The following is a 15,806-nucleotide window of genomic DNA, read 5'->3' on the forward strand; positions in this document are numbered from 1 at the left end:
TATGTACAGAACTCACACCTGTGGCGAATTAAGACTGGCCGATGTAAGCAAAACCGTAACCCTTGCCGGATGGGTACAGACCGTAAGAAAATTCGGCAGCATCACTTTTGTTGACCTGAGGGACCGCTATGGTATCACGCAATTATTATTTTCCGAATCATTAAATACACAACTGGAAGCCAATCCCTTAGGAAGGGAATTTGTATTGCAGGTAAACGGCGCCGTTAACGAGCGCAGCAGCAAGAACGCCAATATCCCAACCGGCGATATTGAGATCACGGTAACATCTTTTAAGATCCTCAATAAATCAGCCGTGCCACCCTTTTCCATACAGGATGATACTGATGGCGGCGATGAGCTGAGGATGAAATACCGCTACCTGGACCTGCGCAGGAATATCGTAAAAAAGAACCTGGAACTGCGTTATGCCGTAGGCAGAAGCACCAGGAATTACCTGCACGAAAATAATTTCATGGATATTGAAACGCCCTTCCTGATCAAAAGTACACCGGAAGGCGCCAGGGATTTTGTGGTGCCCAGCAGGATGAATGCAGGACAATTTTATGCACTGCCGCAGAGCCCGCAAACCTTTAAGCAATTATTAATGGTGAGCGGCTACGACCGTTACTACCAGATCGTAAAATGCTTTCGGGATGAAGACCTGCGTGCCGACAGGCAGCCGGAGTTTACACAGATAGATTGCGAAATGTGTTTTGTGGAGCAGGAAGATATTTTGAACATGTTTGAAGGCCTGGTGAAACGCATTTTTAAAGACGTAAAGAATATTGATTATTCCGAAACAGTACAGCGCACCACCTGGGAAGAAGCGATGTGGAACTATGGTAATGACAAACCGGATATCCGTTTTGAGATAAAGATCTGCAACCTTAAATTTCCGGCACATACATTCCCGACAAAGCAACACCAGTCAGCATTGATCGATGGCGCGAATTTTGGTGTGTTTGATGATGCTGAAACCGTGGTGGCCATTGCCGTACCCGGTTGCAGCGAATATACCCGCAAGCAAACGGATGAATTAACAGAATGGGTAAAACGTCCGCAGATCGGCATGAAAGGCCTCGTGTTTATTAAATGCAATGCAGACGGCACTTTTAAAAGCAGCGTGGACAAATTCTACAGCGAAGAAAAATTAAAAGCCATTGCCGAAGCGGCTGCTGCAAAAGCAGGCGATCTTATTTTGATACTGGCAGGTGCGGAAGAAAGAACAAGAAAAGCCATCAGCGATCTTCGTATGTACATGGCCGATAGGTTAGGCATGCGTAAGCCGGATGAGTTTAAATTATTGTGGGTGCTCGACTTCCCGCTTTTTGAATATGCAGAAGAAGAGAACCGCTGGGTGGCCCGCCATCATCCTTTTACAAGTCCTAAGCCATCGCAGATAGCAGAAATGATCAACAACAGCCCTGTGATTGATAACCCGGCTGAATATTTAAAACATCCTTATGCCAATATCAAGGCCAATGCGTACGACCTGGTGCTGAATGGTAATGAAGTGGGCGGAGGTTCTATCAGGATATTTGAAAGGGAGCTGCAGGAAAAAATGTTTGCTGCACTGGGCATGGACAAGGAAGAGCAGCAGCATAAATTTGGATTTTTGCTGGGCGCATTTGAATACGGCGCTCCGCCACACGGTGGTATTGCCTTTGGCTTCGACCGCCTATGTTCTATTATCGGCGGCAGCGAAACCATCCGCGATTTTATCGCCTTCCCCAAAAACAACAGTGGCCGCGATGTGATGATAGATGCACCAAGCACCATTGATGATAAGCAGTTTGATGAGTTGCAGATAAAATTAAATCTTAAAAATTAGTAGCAATGCCGGAGCCGAAATACTCCGGCATTTTTTATAAGGGGTCAAAGAAATTGTGAAAGTATCTTGTGACAGTATTTTATTATATACGCAAAGCAGGCATTTATGCTAAGACCGGTTTACAGGTGGTTATGTTTTCTCGGCATATTGCTGCTGATCTCCATTGGATGCTGCGAATTTCTTGTAGCCGATGATAAAAGCGGGCTCAATTTAGATTTTGGAATAGGGATCGCTATCTTCTTTATCGCATACTACTTATTGATGTTCGTGTTTTTTATACTGGCGCTGTATTATCTAAAGTTCCCCAAAATAAAATTACTTGTTGCTGTTGTCATTTTTGGATTATTTGCAAGTGTATTACCAGCCATCGGTTTTTGGGAAGAGATCTCAAGATGGTTAAAATTAAAGGAGGTAATTTTTTCTACCGATTATGATCTGTTTAAAACATCAGCATTAAGAAAGACGGTCAACAGTATTGAAAAAATAATCTTTTTACTGTTGTTTCCTTGCCAACTGCTTGTCCTGCTGCTGTCCTTTAAAATAAGAAAATCATTCACTCCCGCTGGAAAATAATTTTGCTATAACGGTTACACTTTTTCTTCTTACCTTTTCGTTATCAAAAAAACTGCAAGTATGAAGTCCCGTAAACTGCACTCCCTTTTTTTAATTACTTCTTTCTGTGCTAAGTACAACTGACTATAAGCAGTTTGATGAACTATACGTAAAATTACCTTTCGGTGAAAAACAAAAGATTATTCGGCATAGTAAATACTGTGAATATTGCATTGTGGATTGCTTTTATGATTAATAGGTTATGGGATTTTTTTGGTATCGCTTACGTTAGTTTTGAACAAGACTGGAGTGTATTTATATTTTTCGGAATAACGCTCATCATTGTTTTTTCATTCTCCTTTTTTTGTTATAAACTCATTAAAGCACTCAAGTATGGGCTTCCGTTATCGGATAGCTCAAGGCTTATCGGGCCAATTTTTGCTGTCATCGTTACGTTATTTACAATTTTCCTGATCTGGCTTTCTATTGATCAGATAAAGAATTATTTTACTTATAGATTTCCTGCACTTAATAGAGGGATAGTAACAGACCTGATTATTATGGCTATATGCATAACTTCAAGCTATCTGTGCATTGCCTATTGGGTCATTCGAAACCAGGTTAAAAAACAACTTACCGGTATCATTGCTGATTTAGGAAAAAATGAAAACAGTTAAATAAAAGCACTGGCTTTTTATTTTTACACTATTCTTCTTATCTTTTCGTTATCAAAAAAACTGCATGTATGAAATCACGTAAACTGCTCCCCCTCGTTGTAGTTATTTCATTTTTTTCTTCCTGTAGTAAACCTAAAGTGGATGACGGTGGAGGTACCAGCCCTACTCCCGCCACTGCACAAACACTCCCCGATGTAAGTTATGGATCGGATGCTGCGCAAAAGATGGATATCTATTTGCCCGCAGGCCGCACTACCGCCAGTACCAAAGTAATAGTATTGATACATGGCGGCGCCTGGAGCGGTGGCGATAAAAAAGACCTGAGCACTTTGCAGTATGGCATGATCATCACCGATACTTTAAAAACACGTTTTCCCGGTTATGCAATTTTCAATATCAATTATCGGCTTTCCACCGGCACGGCCAATCTTTTTCCCACGCAGGAAAATGATATAAAAACGGCGGTACAGTTCATTTACGATCATGCGGCCACTTATCTTATCGGCGACAAATATATTTTTATTGGCGAAAGCGCCGGCGCACACCTGGCCATGTTGCAGGGTTACAAATACGCCACACCATTAAAACCCAAAGCCATCGTATCGCTGTTTGGTCCAAGCGATCTTACAGATATGTACAATAATCCTGTAGGCCCCAGCCCCACTGTTACACAGCTGGTGCTGGCGCAAACCATTGGTGCCACACCCACCAGCAATGCAGCGATCTATACCAGCTCCAGTCCTGTAAACTTTATTGTGGCAGGCTCGGCCCCCACCATTTTATTGCATGGCAGTAACGATCCGCTGGTAAGTCCCACACAATCGGTGGCTGTAAAAAATAAATTAACAGCTGTGGGCACGGTCAATCAATATGTATTGTATCCCGGCAAAGGCCATGGCGACGACTGGGGCGATGCGATCTACAAAGATGCCTTTAATAATATACAGGCATTCATTACTGCGAATGTGCCTTGATATTTTACTATACTGGTAAAATTGTTATAACATTTATTGCTTCCCTACATAACTTATCGTGCTGTCATCTATTTTACGGTAAATTTGCAGCATGAATCTTCCCCCACTTGCCGAACGCTTACGCCCCACATCGCTGGATGAACTGACGGGGCAGCAACACCTTACCGGTAAGGGAAGTATTTTACGCAAAGCAATAGAGGCCGGCAAAGTACCCAGCATGATATTATGGGGACCACCGGGCGTGGGCAAGACCACCATCGCCAATATTATTGCCAACACATTACAAGTTCCTTTTTATACATTAAGCGCCATCAGCAGTGGTGTAAAAGAAGTGCGGGAAGTAATTGACCTGGCAAAAAAACAAAGCAATGTCATCCTGTTCATTGATGAGATACACCGCTTTAATAAAGGCCAGCAGGATGCATTGCTGGGCGCTGTTGAAAAAGGCATCATTACATTGATCGGTGCCACCACCGAAAACCCTTCATTTGAAGTGAACAGCGCATTGCTGAGCAGAACGCAGGTGTATATTTTAAAAGCACTGGATGAAAAAGACCTGGTGGCTTTGTTACAGCATGCCATTAAAACTGACGAGGTTTTACAAACAAAAAAAATTGAATTAAAAGAAACCGAAGCATTGATCAATATTTCGGGTGGTGATGCAAGAAAACTATTGAACCTTTTTGAACTGGTGACCGATACACTCGGCAATAAAGCAGTGATAACAGATGATGTGGTAATGGAAATTGCGCAACAGCGTATAGCCCTCTACGATAAAAAAGGCGAACAGCATTATGATATCATTTCGGCATTCATAAAATCCATCAGGGGCAGCGACCCGAATGCGGCAGTATACTGGCTGGCCCGCATGATTGAAGGTGGCGAAGATGTAAAATTCATTGCAAGGCGCATGCTGATACTGGCCAGTGAAGACATTGGCAATGCCAACGCCAATGCACTGTTACTGGCTAATGCAACATTTGACGCCGTAAATAAAATTGGCTATCCCGAAAGTCAATTGATACTATCGCAGTGCGCCATTTATTTAGCCTCCAGTGCAAAAAGCAATTCTGCTACGGTAGCCATTGGCGCCGCTATGAGTGCAGTAAAACAAAATGGGGATCTGCCCGTGCCACTGCACATCCGCAATGCACCCACTAAGCTGATGAAGAAAGAAGGCTATGGAAAAGGTTATGAATATTCGCACAACTACGAAAACAATTTTTCGCCACAGGAATATTTACCCGATGATATCAAAGGCACAGCATTCTACGATCCCGGCGCCAATGCAAGAGAGGAAGAACTGAGAAAGCATTTGAGATCATTATGGAAAAACAAATACGGCTATTAAACCCAACACGTTACTTTGTATTAATGAAATTATTACCACTTAATATAGTTTGTTTATTGCTGGCAATAACAATAACTGGTACTGCGCAAACCGGCCCGGTACCTGTATTTAAAGGGGGCATCAAAGCAAACAGGGAAAAAGCGTACAACAGTACTCTAAAGTATTCCATCATTGAAAATTTATCGGTGCCATTAAGCGACAGTACAGAAGCGTACTGGGAAGATGCTTTTGACGCTATGGAACTGATCGGTTATAAGCAGCCCTGGGTGAATGAGAAGATCAAAACTGCTTTTACAAATATTGAAAAAAGAAGCGGTGGTTTTCAGCAGGCATTGATGCAGTTGCTGTATACCAATTACACTACCGAATTCAGGGACAACATTAATACCTTGTTTTTAAAAACACGCAATGCAAAAGTATTTGCCATTTGTGCGAATTATTTATTAAGAGCAGATGGATCGTTGAAAAATCTTGACAGGATCGTTTCAATAATTTACAAAGCACCTATTGATAGTTTTGAAAACCCGGTGATGGCATCTTTTATACAATACGAAACGCTATGGCCAATGATGCAGAAAGTAGAAAAAGAATACGCTAAAATAAAACTTAAACCCGGACAATTACTGAATAAAGATTTTCTGAAAAACAATATTGTAGTATTCAGCATACAGCGGAAGAACCGCAATTATCCCGGGCTGGTTATTGTAAGGGACAGAAATGGCAATTTTATAAAGAATGCGAACGATAGCTTTTTTGCAGTGCCCCAACTGGCAAGAAGCATCACCAATATGCCGGGTTATATCACCAACGGCAACACACCGCAGGGCATTTTCAGGATGTATGGATTTGCAGTAAGTAAAAGCGCCGCACTGGGTCCTACTGAAAATTTACAATTGACCATGCCTTACGAAACATCAGTACAGCATTTTTTAAAAGACAGCACTATTAAAGATTCTGCGTGGACACCTGAACGATACCTGCAGTTACTTCCGGAGGCGTTACAAAAATACCATCCGCTTACAGGCACTTATTATGCCAGCGCTATTGGCCGTACCGAGATCATTGCGCATGGTACCACGGTGGACCCTGATTATTACAAAGGCCAAACCTATTATCCTTATACGCCAACCGCCGGTTGTTTATGCACCAGAGAAATATGGAGCGGCATTGATGGAACAAGAACCATCAGCGATCAGCAGTTGCTGGTAGATGCGGTAAAAAAAGCGGGCGGCGCCGATGGCTATGTGGTGGTATTTGAAATAGATGATCAGCAAAAACCGGTAAGCCTTAAAGAGGTACTGCCTTATTTAAAATAATATGCAATGAGAGATATTGAGAGCAGGGCGGATATAGAACAACTGATCATTCAGTTTTATGAAAAGGTAAAACAGGATGCTACTATTGGTTTTATTTTTACCGACGTAGTGCAGATGGACTGGTCGCATCATATACCTGTGATCGTTGATTTTTGGGAAACCATTTTGCTCGACAATCCTGTATATAAAAAGAACGCGATGGAAGTGCATTATGATCTGAATAAAAAAGTACCGTTGCAGCAGCAACATTTCAGCAGCTGGCTGCAATTATTCAACAGCACCATTGATGAACTATTTGCAGGTAAAACTGCAACACTTGCAAAAACCAGGGCAAAGGGCATAGCAGATATCATGCTGCTGAAAATGAATAAAGAAAATGATAAACATTCTGTGCTGTAGTTTCCACGCAAAGGCGCTAAGAAAGAAATAAAGAAACGAAAGAAGAAATCGAATTGAATAGTATATCTATTTATTAATAACCTAACAAACTAAGTTCCCCTTTAGGGGACAGGGGCACTATGCAACTAAACTGGCAACTTAAAAAATTTGAGGAACTCACCACGGCAGAACTCTACGCCATTTTACAATTGCGCAACGAAGTTTTTGTGCTGGAACAGAATTGCCCCTACCAGGATGCTGATAATAAAGATCAGAAAAGTTTACATTTCATGGGATGGAGCGGAACTGACCTTGCCGCGTACACTCGTATAATTCCGCAGGGAATTTCCTATGCCGAAGCCAGCATCGGTCGTGTTGTTACGTCACCCAGGTATCGTGGTGGCGGTGCCGGCCGGCAACTGATGGAATTAAGCATTGCACATACTTTTCAACAATTCAATTGTAATAACATAAAGATCGGCGCCCAGCTGTACCTGAAAAAATTCTACGAAAGCCTTGGTTTTGTGCAGTGCAGCGAAGAATACCTCGAAGATAATATCCCCCACATTGAGATGTTGTTGACAAAATAATTCTAACAGCCCTAACAATATTTAACAAAAGCCTCCGTTAATATTCAGTCAGGTGGCAATTTTATTCGTACGCATTCATTTGCAGGCTTATAAAACACCATCTCCCGATCCAAATCTGTAGAAAAACACAAAATCTGAATTCTGATGAAACCAAGTTTACCCAAATTTGCTGCTAAAGCTGCACTGCTTTTAATGACTTGCACTGCTCTCTCCAGCAGGTCAAACGCCCAGGGCATTATCTTCGGCAACGAAAAGATAAAATGGGAAGTTGGCGTAAATTTCGGCCCCAGTTTCTTCTTAGGCGACCTCGGTGGTAACGCCGGTAAGGGTACCAACAACTTAAAAGACCTTAATTTAGAATTTACCAAATTAATGAAGGGTGCATATATAACTATGTATCCCAATAAATGGGTGGGCTTAAGACTGGCTGCCAGCTTAACTTACCTGGAAGGTGATGACGCTTCGATCAATACCACCGGTATCAACGAATTGTGGCGTAAACAACGTAACCTCGACTTCCGTACTAATGTTACCGAACTGAATGGTTCACTGGAAGTTTATCCAACCATGATCTTCAGCAACGACCCGGAGAACGAACCAAGGTTAAGGCCTTATGGTTTGATCGGTGCCGGCATGTTCCACTTTAATCCACAAGGCTCTTTAACTGCAGCCAATGGCAATAAAACATGGTATTACCTGCACCCATTGAGGACAGAAGGTGAAGGCATGGTGGAATATCCTTACAGCAAACCTTACCAGCTTACACAATTGAATGTATTGTATGGTGGTGGTTTAAAATTCTTTGTATCAGACAGGGTAAATATCGGTGCTGAGTTTTTATACCGTAAAACATTCACTGATTATATTGATGATGTGAGCAAGAAATATGTAGATCCCAAGAACTTTGCAAAATATATGCCTGCGCAAACAGCTTCTTTAGCAACTAAGTTATATGATAAGACCATCGGTATCATTTACCCTGGTATGACAAGGTGGCCCGAAGGTTCACAGCGTGGTGACCTGAAGAATAACGATACTTATTTTTCAGTGGTGTTGAAAGTAGGATTCAGGTTAGGACCCATTTATGAAAGCTCATTTGCAAGAAGTGCAGCAAGGCAGACAAGGTGTCCATCGGTTTACTAAGCGTATAACAGCGTCTTAATATCAATATCCATAAAAACCAATATTATGAACAACAATTTACACATCAACCCGGTAACATTAAAAGCAGCATTTATTTTCGCAACCTGCATGTTTTTGATCTTACACTACGTAAAATTATAAAGATCGCGATCTAAAGAGTATGTAGTACAAAGTGATACAACAGAAGTCAGCCCCCGAGGATACCAAGGAAGATATTTATTTTCTTTGCTACCCCTGAAACCACAATCTTAAAGATTTCGTTACTATCCTTTGAACTAATTTTCTGTGCTTGTAATCATTTCTCATAAAGAATCCATGCCTGTGCGTGGATTTTTTATTTTATAAATAATTCACTTCGTGAATTCAGTTGGCCACGGATTACACAGATTAACACGGATTATAATACTGTCAGTGCAAATTCCTTTCAATAAAGAACTATACATTCACTTTGCGAATTAAAACAGCCACGGATTGCATGAATTAACACTGATTAAAATACCATCCGTGAAAATCCGTGTAATCCGTGGCCACAAAAAAGCTACGCAGTAGCTATTACTTTAATTCCGGCGCTAAAAATTTTCCGGTAAAACTTTCTTTTACTTTTATCAATCCTTCGGGTACGCCTTCGTACAAAACTTTTCCGCCGCCATCACCACCTTCGGGGCCGATATCAATAATATGATCCGCTACTTTTATCACATCCATATTATGTTCTATCACTAATACGGTATTACCTCTGTCCACCAGTTTATACAATACTTCCAGCAAATGCTGTATGTCCTGGAAATGTAAACCGGTTGTAGGTTCATCCAGTATATAAAATGTTTTACCCGTATCTTTTTTACCTAACTCAGTAGACAGTTTTACACGCTGTGCTTCTCCCCCACTGAGTGTTACAGCGCTTTGGCCTAAAGTGATATAACCCAATCCCACTTCCTGCAGCACTTTTATCTTTCGGTAGATATATGGCACTGCCTGGAAAAATTCCACCGCTTCATCCACCGTCATATCCAATACATCGCTGATGCTTTTTCCCTTATAGCGTATCTCCAGTGTTTCGCGGTTGTATCTTTTGCCATTGCATTTTTCGCAATGCACATATACATCGGGTAAAAAATTCATTTCTATTACCCGCATGCCGCCGCCTTCGCACACATCGCAACGGCCGGTTTTTACATTAAAAGAAAAACGGCCGGCATTATAGCCACGGATCTTTGCTTCGGGCACCGTTGCAAATAATGTTCTTATATCAGTAAAGAAACCACAGTAAGTAGCAGGATTACTCCTTGGCGTACGCCCAATCGGCGATTGATCGATCTCTATCACTTTATCGATCTCCTCCATACCCTTTATAGATTTATAAGGCATGGGGTTGGCTTTTGAATTATAACAATACTTGCTCAGTAATGGATACAACGTTTCATTGATCAAGGTAGATTTTCCGCTGCCGCTCACGCCCGTAACCAGCACCAGTTTACCCAATGGAAATTTTACCGACACATTGCGCAGGTTATTACCCGTTACACCATTCAGCTCAATGAATTTTCCATTACCCTTTCTCCGCTCCTTAGGTATCTCGATATTTTTTTTACCGCTTAAGTATTGCGCTGTATCCGAATTGGATCTTACTACAAATTCAGGACTACCCTCGCTTACGATCTGACCCCCATGCTTACCCGCTTTCGGCCCGATATCCACCAGGTAATCCGCCGCCAGCATAATATCCTTATCATGCTCCACCACCAGCACGCTGTTGCCAATATCCCGCAGGTTCTGCAGTGCAGTAATTAATCGTTGATTATCTCTTTGGTGCAAACCAATACTCGGCTCATCCAAAATATAGGTAATGCCCTGCAGCTGCGAGCCTATCTGTGTGGCCAGGCGTATACGCTGCGATTCGCCGCCACTCAATGTTCTGGAAGCACGGCCCAAAGTAAGATAGGTCAATCCTACATCCAGTAAAAATTGTAACCGCTCTCTTATTTCCTTCAGCACATCTTTGGCAATGGCATTTTGTTTATTGCTTAAGCGCAATTCAATACCATCAAACCAAGCGGCTAAATTATCCAGGTTCATATCGCTCAGTTCGGCAATATTGCGGTTATCCACTTTAAACCAAAGGCTTTCTTTCTTTAATCGTGTACCCCCGCACGTTGTGCAGGTGGCCAATTGCATATATCCTTCCACCCATGCCCGCAGTCCTTCATTACTGCTGGGCGATGAGAACCATCTTTTCAGCATCGGGATAATGCCCTCGTAACTGCCGGTATATTCCATCGGCACGGTCTCATCACTAAGATCCAGGCTCAGGTCGCCGTTAATACCCTGGTCGCCGTATAATAACAGGTCCACCTGCGATTGCGGCAGATCCTTTAAAGGTTTATCTAAATTTATCTTATGCTTTTTGGCAAACTGCACCACCTGCTGAAATACACTGGCTTCCCTTTCTTCACCCAACGGTACAATGGCGCCATCCTTTACACTCTTGCTTTTATCGGGCAGCACTTCATCCATATCAATGGTGTACACATTGCCCAATCCCTTGCAGGTAGGGCAGGCGCCATAAGGACTGTTGAATGAAAAAGCATTGGGCGAAGGTTCTTCATAACTGATGCCGGTATCGATACACATCAGTTGTTTACTGAACTGTACCACTTTATCACTGCCTTCTATTAATAAAAACAAAAGATCTTTACCCAGTTGCAAAGTTTTTTGTACGCTCTGGCTCAGGCGCACCCGCATATCATCATTCACCGGCAGGCGGTCCACCACCAGTTCAATATCATGTATCTTATAACGGTCCACCTGCATTTTGGGCACCAGGTCCTTCACTTCACCATCCACCCGCACTTTTAAAAATCCTTTTTTGCGCATCTCTTCAAACAACTCCCGGTAATGTCCTTTTCTTCCTCTTACCAGCGGCGCCAGTAAGTTTATTTTTTTATTGCTGTATTTATCAAAAATGGCCGTTACAATTTCTTCTTCACTGAACTTCACCATTTTTTTGCCCGTGTTATAACTAAAGGCTTCTCCCACCCTTGCATATAACAGGCGCAGAAAATCGTAGATCTCTGTAACCGTACCCACCGTACTGCGGGGATTTTTATTGGTGGTCTTCTGTTCAATGGAAATAACCGGCGAAAGCCCGGTGATCTTATCCACATCGGGCCGTTCCATATCGCCTACAAACTGCCTTGCATAGGCACTGAAACTTTCCATATACCGGCGCTGCCCTTCGTTGTACACGGTATCAAAAGCCAGTGATGATTTACCACTGCCGCTTACACCGGTAAACACTACCAGTTGGTTCTTGGGAATTTTGATATCAATATCCTTCAGGTTATGTTCCCTTGCACCAAAAACCTCTATAAAATCGTTGCTGATCGCTTCCGGAACGGAAGTCTTTTCTTTTTTCGCCATTTGTACTTACTTGCTGTAAAGATATACAAAAAACTAAACAATTTAGTTTTTATTGATAGTACAAAAATCGGGTGTTTTATTACAGCAGCCGGTATAAGCATTATTTATTCACCTGTACAGCTATTTTACTTCAATCCTACCTGCTACTTACCTTGTAGTTACACCGTGGATGTGTCGTAGTTACGCCCTAGATGAAGCAAAGCAACCGTACACCAACTCCTTCCTTCTCCCGCACATCCTTCGGACTTCCTTCGGATAGCTTCCGGTTAGTTGCCCCTTATACATTATTATCATAACCCCTCCCCTGCCCTTGCAACTTAGTTTAATAGCCACTCATCCTGCTGCCATTGTTTTAGTAACTTGCGCTTCAAATCAACAGCATGTTATTCAATTTATTTGGCAAGAAGGAAGACGAAGCACCGGACAGCATTTTTACCGACAGGACCTATATGACCACCGCAGCAAAGATCAAAGCCTGCGCAGCATTGGCGAAGGAGCAGCCCGGCACCATCTTTCTTTGCTGGTTTGCAGACACCTTAAAAAAATTCCGCGAAGCATTTCAGCAGCAGGGGCTTGATGAATTGAAAGTGATGGATGTAAAGAATTTTCACAGCGCTATGCTGGGCGATCATTTACCCGTGTTTACCGAGCATTTTCCTATGCACAGCAAGGAGCTGGCGCTGGTGGAACACTGGCCGGTAAAAAAAATAGTGGTATACAGCGCTATGGACGAACCCTTGTTCAAACATTTTGGCAGCGAAAAAATGCTGCCACTGATGAAAATGCTGGGCATGAAGGAAGATGAAGTGATAGAGCACAGCCTGGTAACCAAATCGATCATCAAAGGGCAAAACAAAATTGCTGCAGCAGTAACGATGGAATTGTCCGCCGCCTCGCAACAGGAGTGGCTGGATAAGAACCTGAAAAGCAATGACTGATGTTTTAGCAATATTTTATTTGACGATCTTACACCGTCGTCGTATCTTTGCAACAGTTCTTTAAATATTCTTATCAAGAAAGGCAGAGGGTAATGGCCCGATGAAGCCTTGACAACCTCTTCACATCTATGGTGTGAAAAAGGTGCCAATTCCATCTCGCCCCAGGCGAGACAGATAAGTCAGATATACAGCCTAAATATCTTCATCAAAATATTAAAAGCTCATCTGATTTACGGATGAGCTTTTTTGTTTTACGGGCCTACAGCACGCAGCAACTCCTTTCTTGATAATTGCAAAAACAATTTATCAATCAAACAATTCAACAATTCAGGATGTCAACCAATCAATTAAACATCGGCCTCTTTGGCTTTGGCGTGGTAGGGAAAGGATTATATGATGTATTGCACAGCACGCCTACGCTGCAATCGTCCATTAAAAAGATCTGCATTAAAAATGCAGATAAAAAAAGAAGTATTGCAGCAGAACATTTTACCACCGATGCACAAGTGTTGCTGAACGATACGGATATTAACGTGATAGTGGAACTGATAGATGATTCTGCCGCCGCATTTGAAATTGTAAAGACAGCTTTGCAAAATGGCAAGGCCGTGGTAAGCGCCAATAAAAAAATGATCGCCGAACATTTTGAAGAATTATTGCAGCTACAGGAACAATACAACACGCCATTTTTATACGAAGCCAGTTGCTGCGCCAGTATGCCCATCATCCGCAACCTGGAAGAATATTATGATAACGACCTGCTGCAATCCATCAGGGGTATCATCAATGGTTCCACCAATTTTATTTTAAGCAAGATATTCGACGAGCAGCTGGAATTTGATGCAGCATTGTTACTGGCACAGCAGCTGGGCTTTGCCGAAAGCAATCCCAAGCTGGATATCGGTGGTTTTGATGCCGCCAATAAACTGGCCATTCTTCTGGCGCACTCTTTTGGTGTGGTAACCAAGCCGGAAGCATTCATCTTTAATGGTATTGAAAATATCTCTTTGAATGATGCTATCGTTGCCAAAGAAAAAAATTATGCCATCAAGCTGGTGGCCAATGCACAAAAACTAAGCAATGGCAAGCTGGCTGCATTTTTACTGCCACAGTTCGTGGCCAATACGGATGACCTGTATCATGTAAAGAATGAGTTTAACGCAGTAACAACGGAAAGCACTTTTTCGGATAAGCATTTCTTTAAAGGCAAGGGTGCAGGCGCCTTCCCTACTGCCTCTGCAGTATTGAGTGATATATCTGCCCTGCGGTACGATTATAAATATGAGTATAAAAAGATACACCACCAGACAGACACACAATTAAGCAATGATTTTTATTTAAAAGTATTTGTAAGCGTGGATGCTATTGCTAAACTGAACAAAGATGCTTTTGAATGGATAGAAGAATGGCACAACGAATTCAAGTTCAGCTGGCTTACCGGCGTGATACATGCAACTAAATTATTTGAAACCGACTGGTGGAAACAGGCCGGCGTTTCGTTGATACTCTACCCGGATGCCATCATTGAGAATATTGATTATAAAAAGATCAGTAAACGCAGTTTAGAACTGGCGGGGGTGGTATAACAGCATAAATTATGATACTGGCAACGTTATCATAAAAAAATGTTGCCGGTTTTCATGGTTTTTAACAGGGTTTATTAATATTTATCTAAAAATACGGGTGCAGGCAAATATTTGAGGGCTGATAGGAATAATACAGTATCTTTGTCTACCAATCATATAGACTTTACGCTATGCTCTATATATCTTCCATAATGTGTAAGTGCATTTGTTGCACAACTGCAGGTTGCTGTAGCGACCCACTGTAATCATCATTTTCCAATTGTAATCATGCTTAAAAATGTCTCTTACACTCAAAAATAATATATCTCAATTACTCTACCAGCTTAGTGGACTAAACGCTGTGGAAGCGATCCGGTTCCTTACACAGCAATATCCCGGGCAGGTTACCTTCTCTTCCAGCTTCAGCTACGAAGACCAGGTGATCAGTCATGATATATTGAACAACCAGCTGCCGGTAAAGATCTTCACCCTTGATACCGGTCGTCTTTTTGCCGAAACCTATTCGGTATGGAACAGCACCAACGAAAAATATAACACTAAAATAAAGGCCTATTACCCGCAGGCGGATGCTTTGCAGGACTTTATTGAAAACAATGGCCCCAATTCTTTTTACGAATCGGTGGACAACCGGAAACAATGCTGTTTTATACGTAAAGTAGAGCCTTTAAAGCGGGCGCTGGCCGGTAATGCGGTATGGATAACCGGTTTGCGGGCCGAACATTCGGCCAACCGGCACGATCTGCCAATAATAGAATGGGACGAAGCCAACCAAATCATTAAGTTTCACCCTCTTTTACATTGGACGACGGAAGAAGTCAAAGCATATATCAACGCCAATTACATACCTTACAATCCCCTGCACGATAAAGGTTTTGTAAGTATTGGCTGTGCACCCTGTACCCGGGCCATTAAACCCGGCGAAGATTTCCGCGCAGGACGCTGGTGGTGGGAAGATGCGGATAAAAAGGAATGTGGTTTGCATGTACATGAAACCACGGCCGCAGGGCATTAAAAAATTTTTAAACAGCAGTCTACTAAACTAATAGACTA

General features: G+C 42.3%; 13 protein-coding genes and 1 riboswitch. Of the genes, 12 read left to right on the forward strand and 1 reads right to left on the reverse strand.

Going from position 1 to position 15,806, the window contains the following annotated elements; all coding sequences use genetic code 11:
• Nucleotide 1: 1 nt before the first annotated feature.
• From aspS to QM738_RS18295, 9 genes are all read left to right on the forward strand, one after another.
• On the forward strand, nt 2-1,831 hold the full coding sequence (aspS, locus tag QM738_RS18255) for an aspartate--tRNA ligase (RefSeq protein WP_462278171.1): 1,830 nt from the start codon (nt 2-4) through the stop codon (nt 1,829-1,831).
• 105 nt (nt 1,832-1,936) lie between these two features.
• The gene (locus QM738_RS18260; protein WP_462278172.1) at nt 1,937-2,404 is read left to right on the forward strand and encodes a hypothetical protein; all 468 of its coding nucleotides are present in this window, start codon (nt 1,937-1,939) and stop codon (nt 2,402-2,404) included.
• Nucleotides 2,405-2,568: 164 nt separating this feature from the next.
• Nucleotides 2,569-3,060 (forward strand): hypothetical protein, encoded by a 492-nt coding sequence (locus QM738_RS18265; RefSeq protein ID WP_462278173.1) that lies wholly within the window; start codon nt 2,569-2,571, stop codon nt 3,058-3,060.
• Between the two features lie 68 nt (nt 3,061-3,128).
• A complete protein-coding gene (locus tag QM738_RS18270; RefSeq protein WP_462278174.1) occupies nt 3,129-4,034 on the forward strand; it encodes an alpha/beta hydrolase fold domain-containing protein in 906 nt (301 codons plus the stop codon).
• A 91-nt stretch (nt 4,035-4,125) separates the two neighbouring features.
• Nucleotides 4,126-5,385, forward strand: coding sequence for a replication-associated recombination protein A (locus QM738_RS18275; protein ID WP_462278175.1), 1,260 nt, complete (start codon nt 4,126-4,128; stop codon nt 5,383-5,385).
• 23 nt (nt 5,386-5,408) lie between these two features.
• Complete coding sequence (locus tag QM738_RS18280; protein WP_462278176.1) at nt 5,409-6,701, forward strand: hypothetical protein; 1,293 nt, start codon at nt 5,409-5,411, stop codon at nt 6,699-6,701.
• Between the two features lie 6 nt (nt 6,702-6,707).
• Nucleotides 6,708-7,100, forward strand: coding sequence for a group III truncated hemoglobin (locus QM738_RS18285; RefSeq protein ID WP_462278177.1), 393 nt, complete (start codon nt 6,708-6,710; stop codon nt 7,098-7,100).
• 119 nt (nt 7,101-7,219) lie between these two features.
• On the forward strand, nt 7,220-7,669 hold the full coding sequence (locus tag QM738_RS18290) for a GNAT family N-acetyltransferase (RefSeq protein ID WP_462278178.1): 450 nt from the start codon (nt 7,220-7,222) through the stop codon (nt 7,667-7,669).
• Nucleotides 7,670-7,813: 144 nt separating this feature from the next.
• On the forward strand, nt 7,814-8,812 hold the full coding sequence (locus QM738_RS18295) for a hypothetical protein (protein ID WP_462278179.1): 999 nt from the start codon (nt 7,814-7,816) through the stop codon (nt 8,810-8,812).
• 552 nt (nt 8,813-9,364) lie between these two features.
• Here QM738_RS18295 and uvrA read toward each other — a convergent pair.
• On the reverse strand, nt 9,365-12,232 hold the full coding sequence (uvrA, locus tag QM738_RS18300) for an excinuclease ABC subunit UvrA (RefSeq protein WP_462278180.1): 2,868 nt from the start codon (nt 12,230-12,232) through the stop codon (nt 9,365-9,367).
• 380 nt (nt 12,233-12,612) lie between these two features.
• On the opposite strand from uvrA, the gene QM738_RS18305 reads away from it, so the two are divergent.
• From QM738_RS18305 to QM738_RS18315, 3 genes are all read left to right on the forward strand, one after another.
• Nucleotides 12,613-13,170, forward strand: a complete 558-nt coding sequence (locus QM738_RS18305) for a hypothetical protein (protein ID WP_462278181.1) — start codon at nt 12,613-12,615, stop codon at nt 13,168-13,170.
• Nucleotides 13,171-13,237: 67 nt separating this feature from the next.
• A riboswitch (SAM riboswitch) is annotated at nt 13,238-13,351 on the forward strand.
• 151 nt (nt 13,352-13,502) lie between these two features.
• Nucleotides 13,503-14,756, forward strand: coding sequence for a homoserine dehydrogenase (locus QM738_RS18310; RefSeq protein WP_462278182.1), 1,254 nt, complete (start codon nt 13,503-13,505; stop codon nt 14,754-14,756).
• A gap of 277 nt (nt 14,757-15,033) precedes the next feature.
• Complete coding sequence (locus QM738_RS18315; RefSeq protein WP_462278183.1) at nt 15,034-15,768, forward strand: phosphoadenylyl-sulfate reductase; 735 nt, start codon at nt 15,034-15,036, stop codon at nt 15,766-15,768.
• The last annotated feature ends 38 nt before the right edge of the window (nt 15,769-15,806 follow it).

The sequence above is a fragment of the Ferruginibacter sp. genome, from assembly GCF_049840995.1.
In the GTDB taxonomy this organism is placed as follows: Bacteria; Bacteroidota; Bacteroidia; order Chitinophagales; family Chitinophagaceae; genus Ferruginibacter.

What these genes read in the sequence shown, in the direction of transcription:
- aspS (WP_462278171.1), top strand. Translation starts at nt 2, where the DNA reads ATGTACAGAACTCACACCTGTGGCGAATTAAGACTGGCCGATGTAAGC.
- QM738_RS18260 (WP_462278172.1), top strand. Translation starts at nt 1,937, where the DNA reads ATGCTAAGACCGGTTTACAGGTGGTTATGTTTTCTCGGCATATTGCTG.
- QM738_RS18270 (WP_462278174.1), top strand. Translation starts at nt 3,129, where the DNA reads ATGAAATCACGTAAACTGCTCCCCCTCGTTGTAGTTATTTCATTTTTT.
- QM738_RS18275 (WP_462278175.1), top strand. Translation starts at nt 4,126, where the DNA reads ATGAATCTTCCCCCACTTGCCGAACGCTTACGCCCCACATCGCTGGAT.
- QM738_RS18280 (WP_462278176.1), top strand. Translation starts at nt 5,409, where the DNA reads ATGAAATTATTACCACTTAATATAGTTTGTTTATTGCTGGCAATAACA.
- QM738_RS18285 (WP_462278177.1), top strand. Translation starts at nt 6,708, where the DNA reads ATGAGAGATATTGAGAGCAGGGCGGATATAGAACAACTGATCATTCAG.
- QM738_RS18290 (WP_462278178.1), top strand. Translation starts at nt 7,220, where the DNA reads ATGCAACTAAACTGGCAACTTAAAAAATTTGAGGAACTCACCACGGCA.
- QM738_RS18295 (WP_462278179.1), top strand. Translation starts at nt 7,814, where the DNA reads ATGAAACCAAGTTTACCCAAATTTGCTGCTAAAGCTGCACTGCTTTTA.
- uvrA (WP_462278180.1), bottom strand. Translation starts at nt 12,232, where the DNA reads ATGGCGAAAAAAGAAAAGACTTCCGTTCCGGAAGCGATCAGCAACGAT.
- QM738_RS18305 (WP_462278181.1), top strand. Translation starts at nt 12,613, where the DNA reads ATGTTATTCAATTTATTTGGCAAGAAGGAAGACGAAGCACCGGACAGC.
- QM738_RS18310 (WP_462278182.1), top strand. Translation starts at nt 13,503, where the DNA reads ATGTCAACCAATCAATTAAACATCGGCCTCTTTGGCTTTGGCGTGGTA.
- QM738_RS18315 (WP_462278183.1), top strand. Translation starts at nt 15,034, where the DNA reads ATGTCTCTTACACTCAAAAATAATATATCTCAATTACTCTACCAGCTT.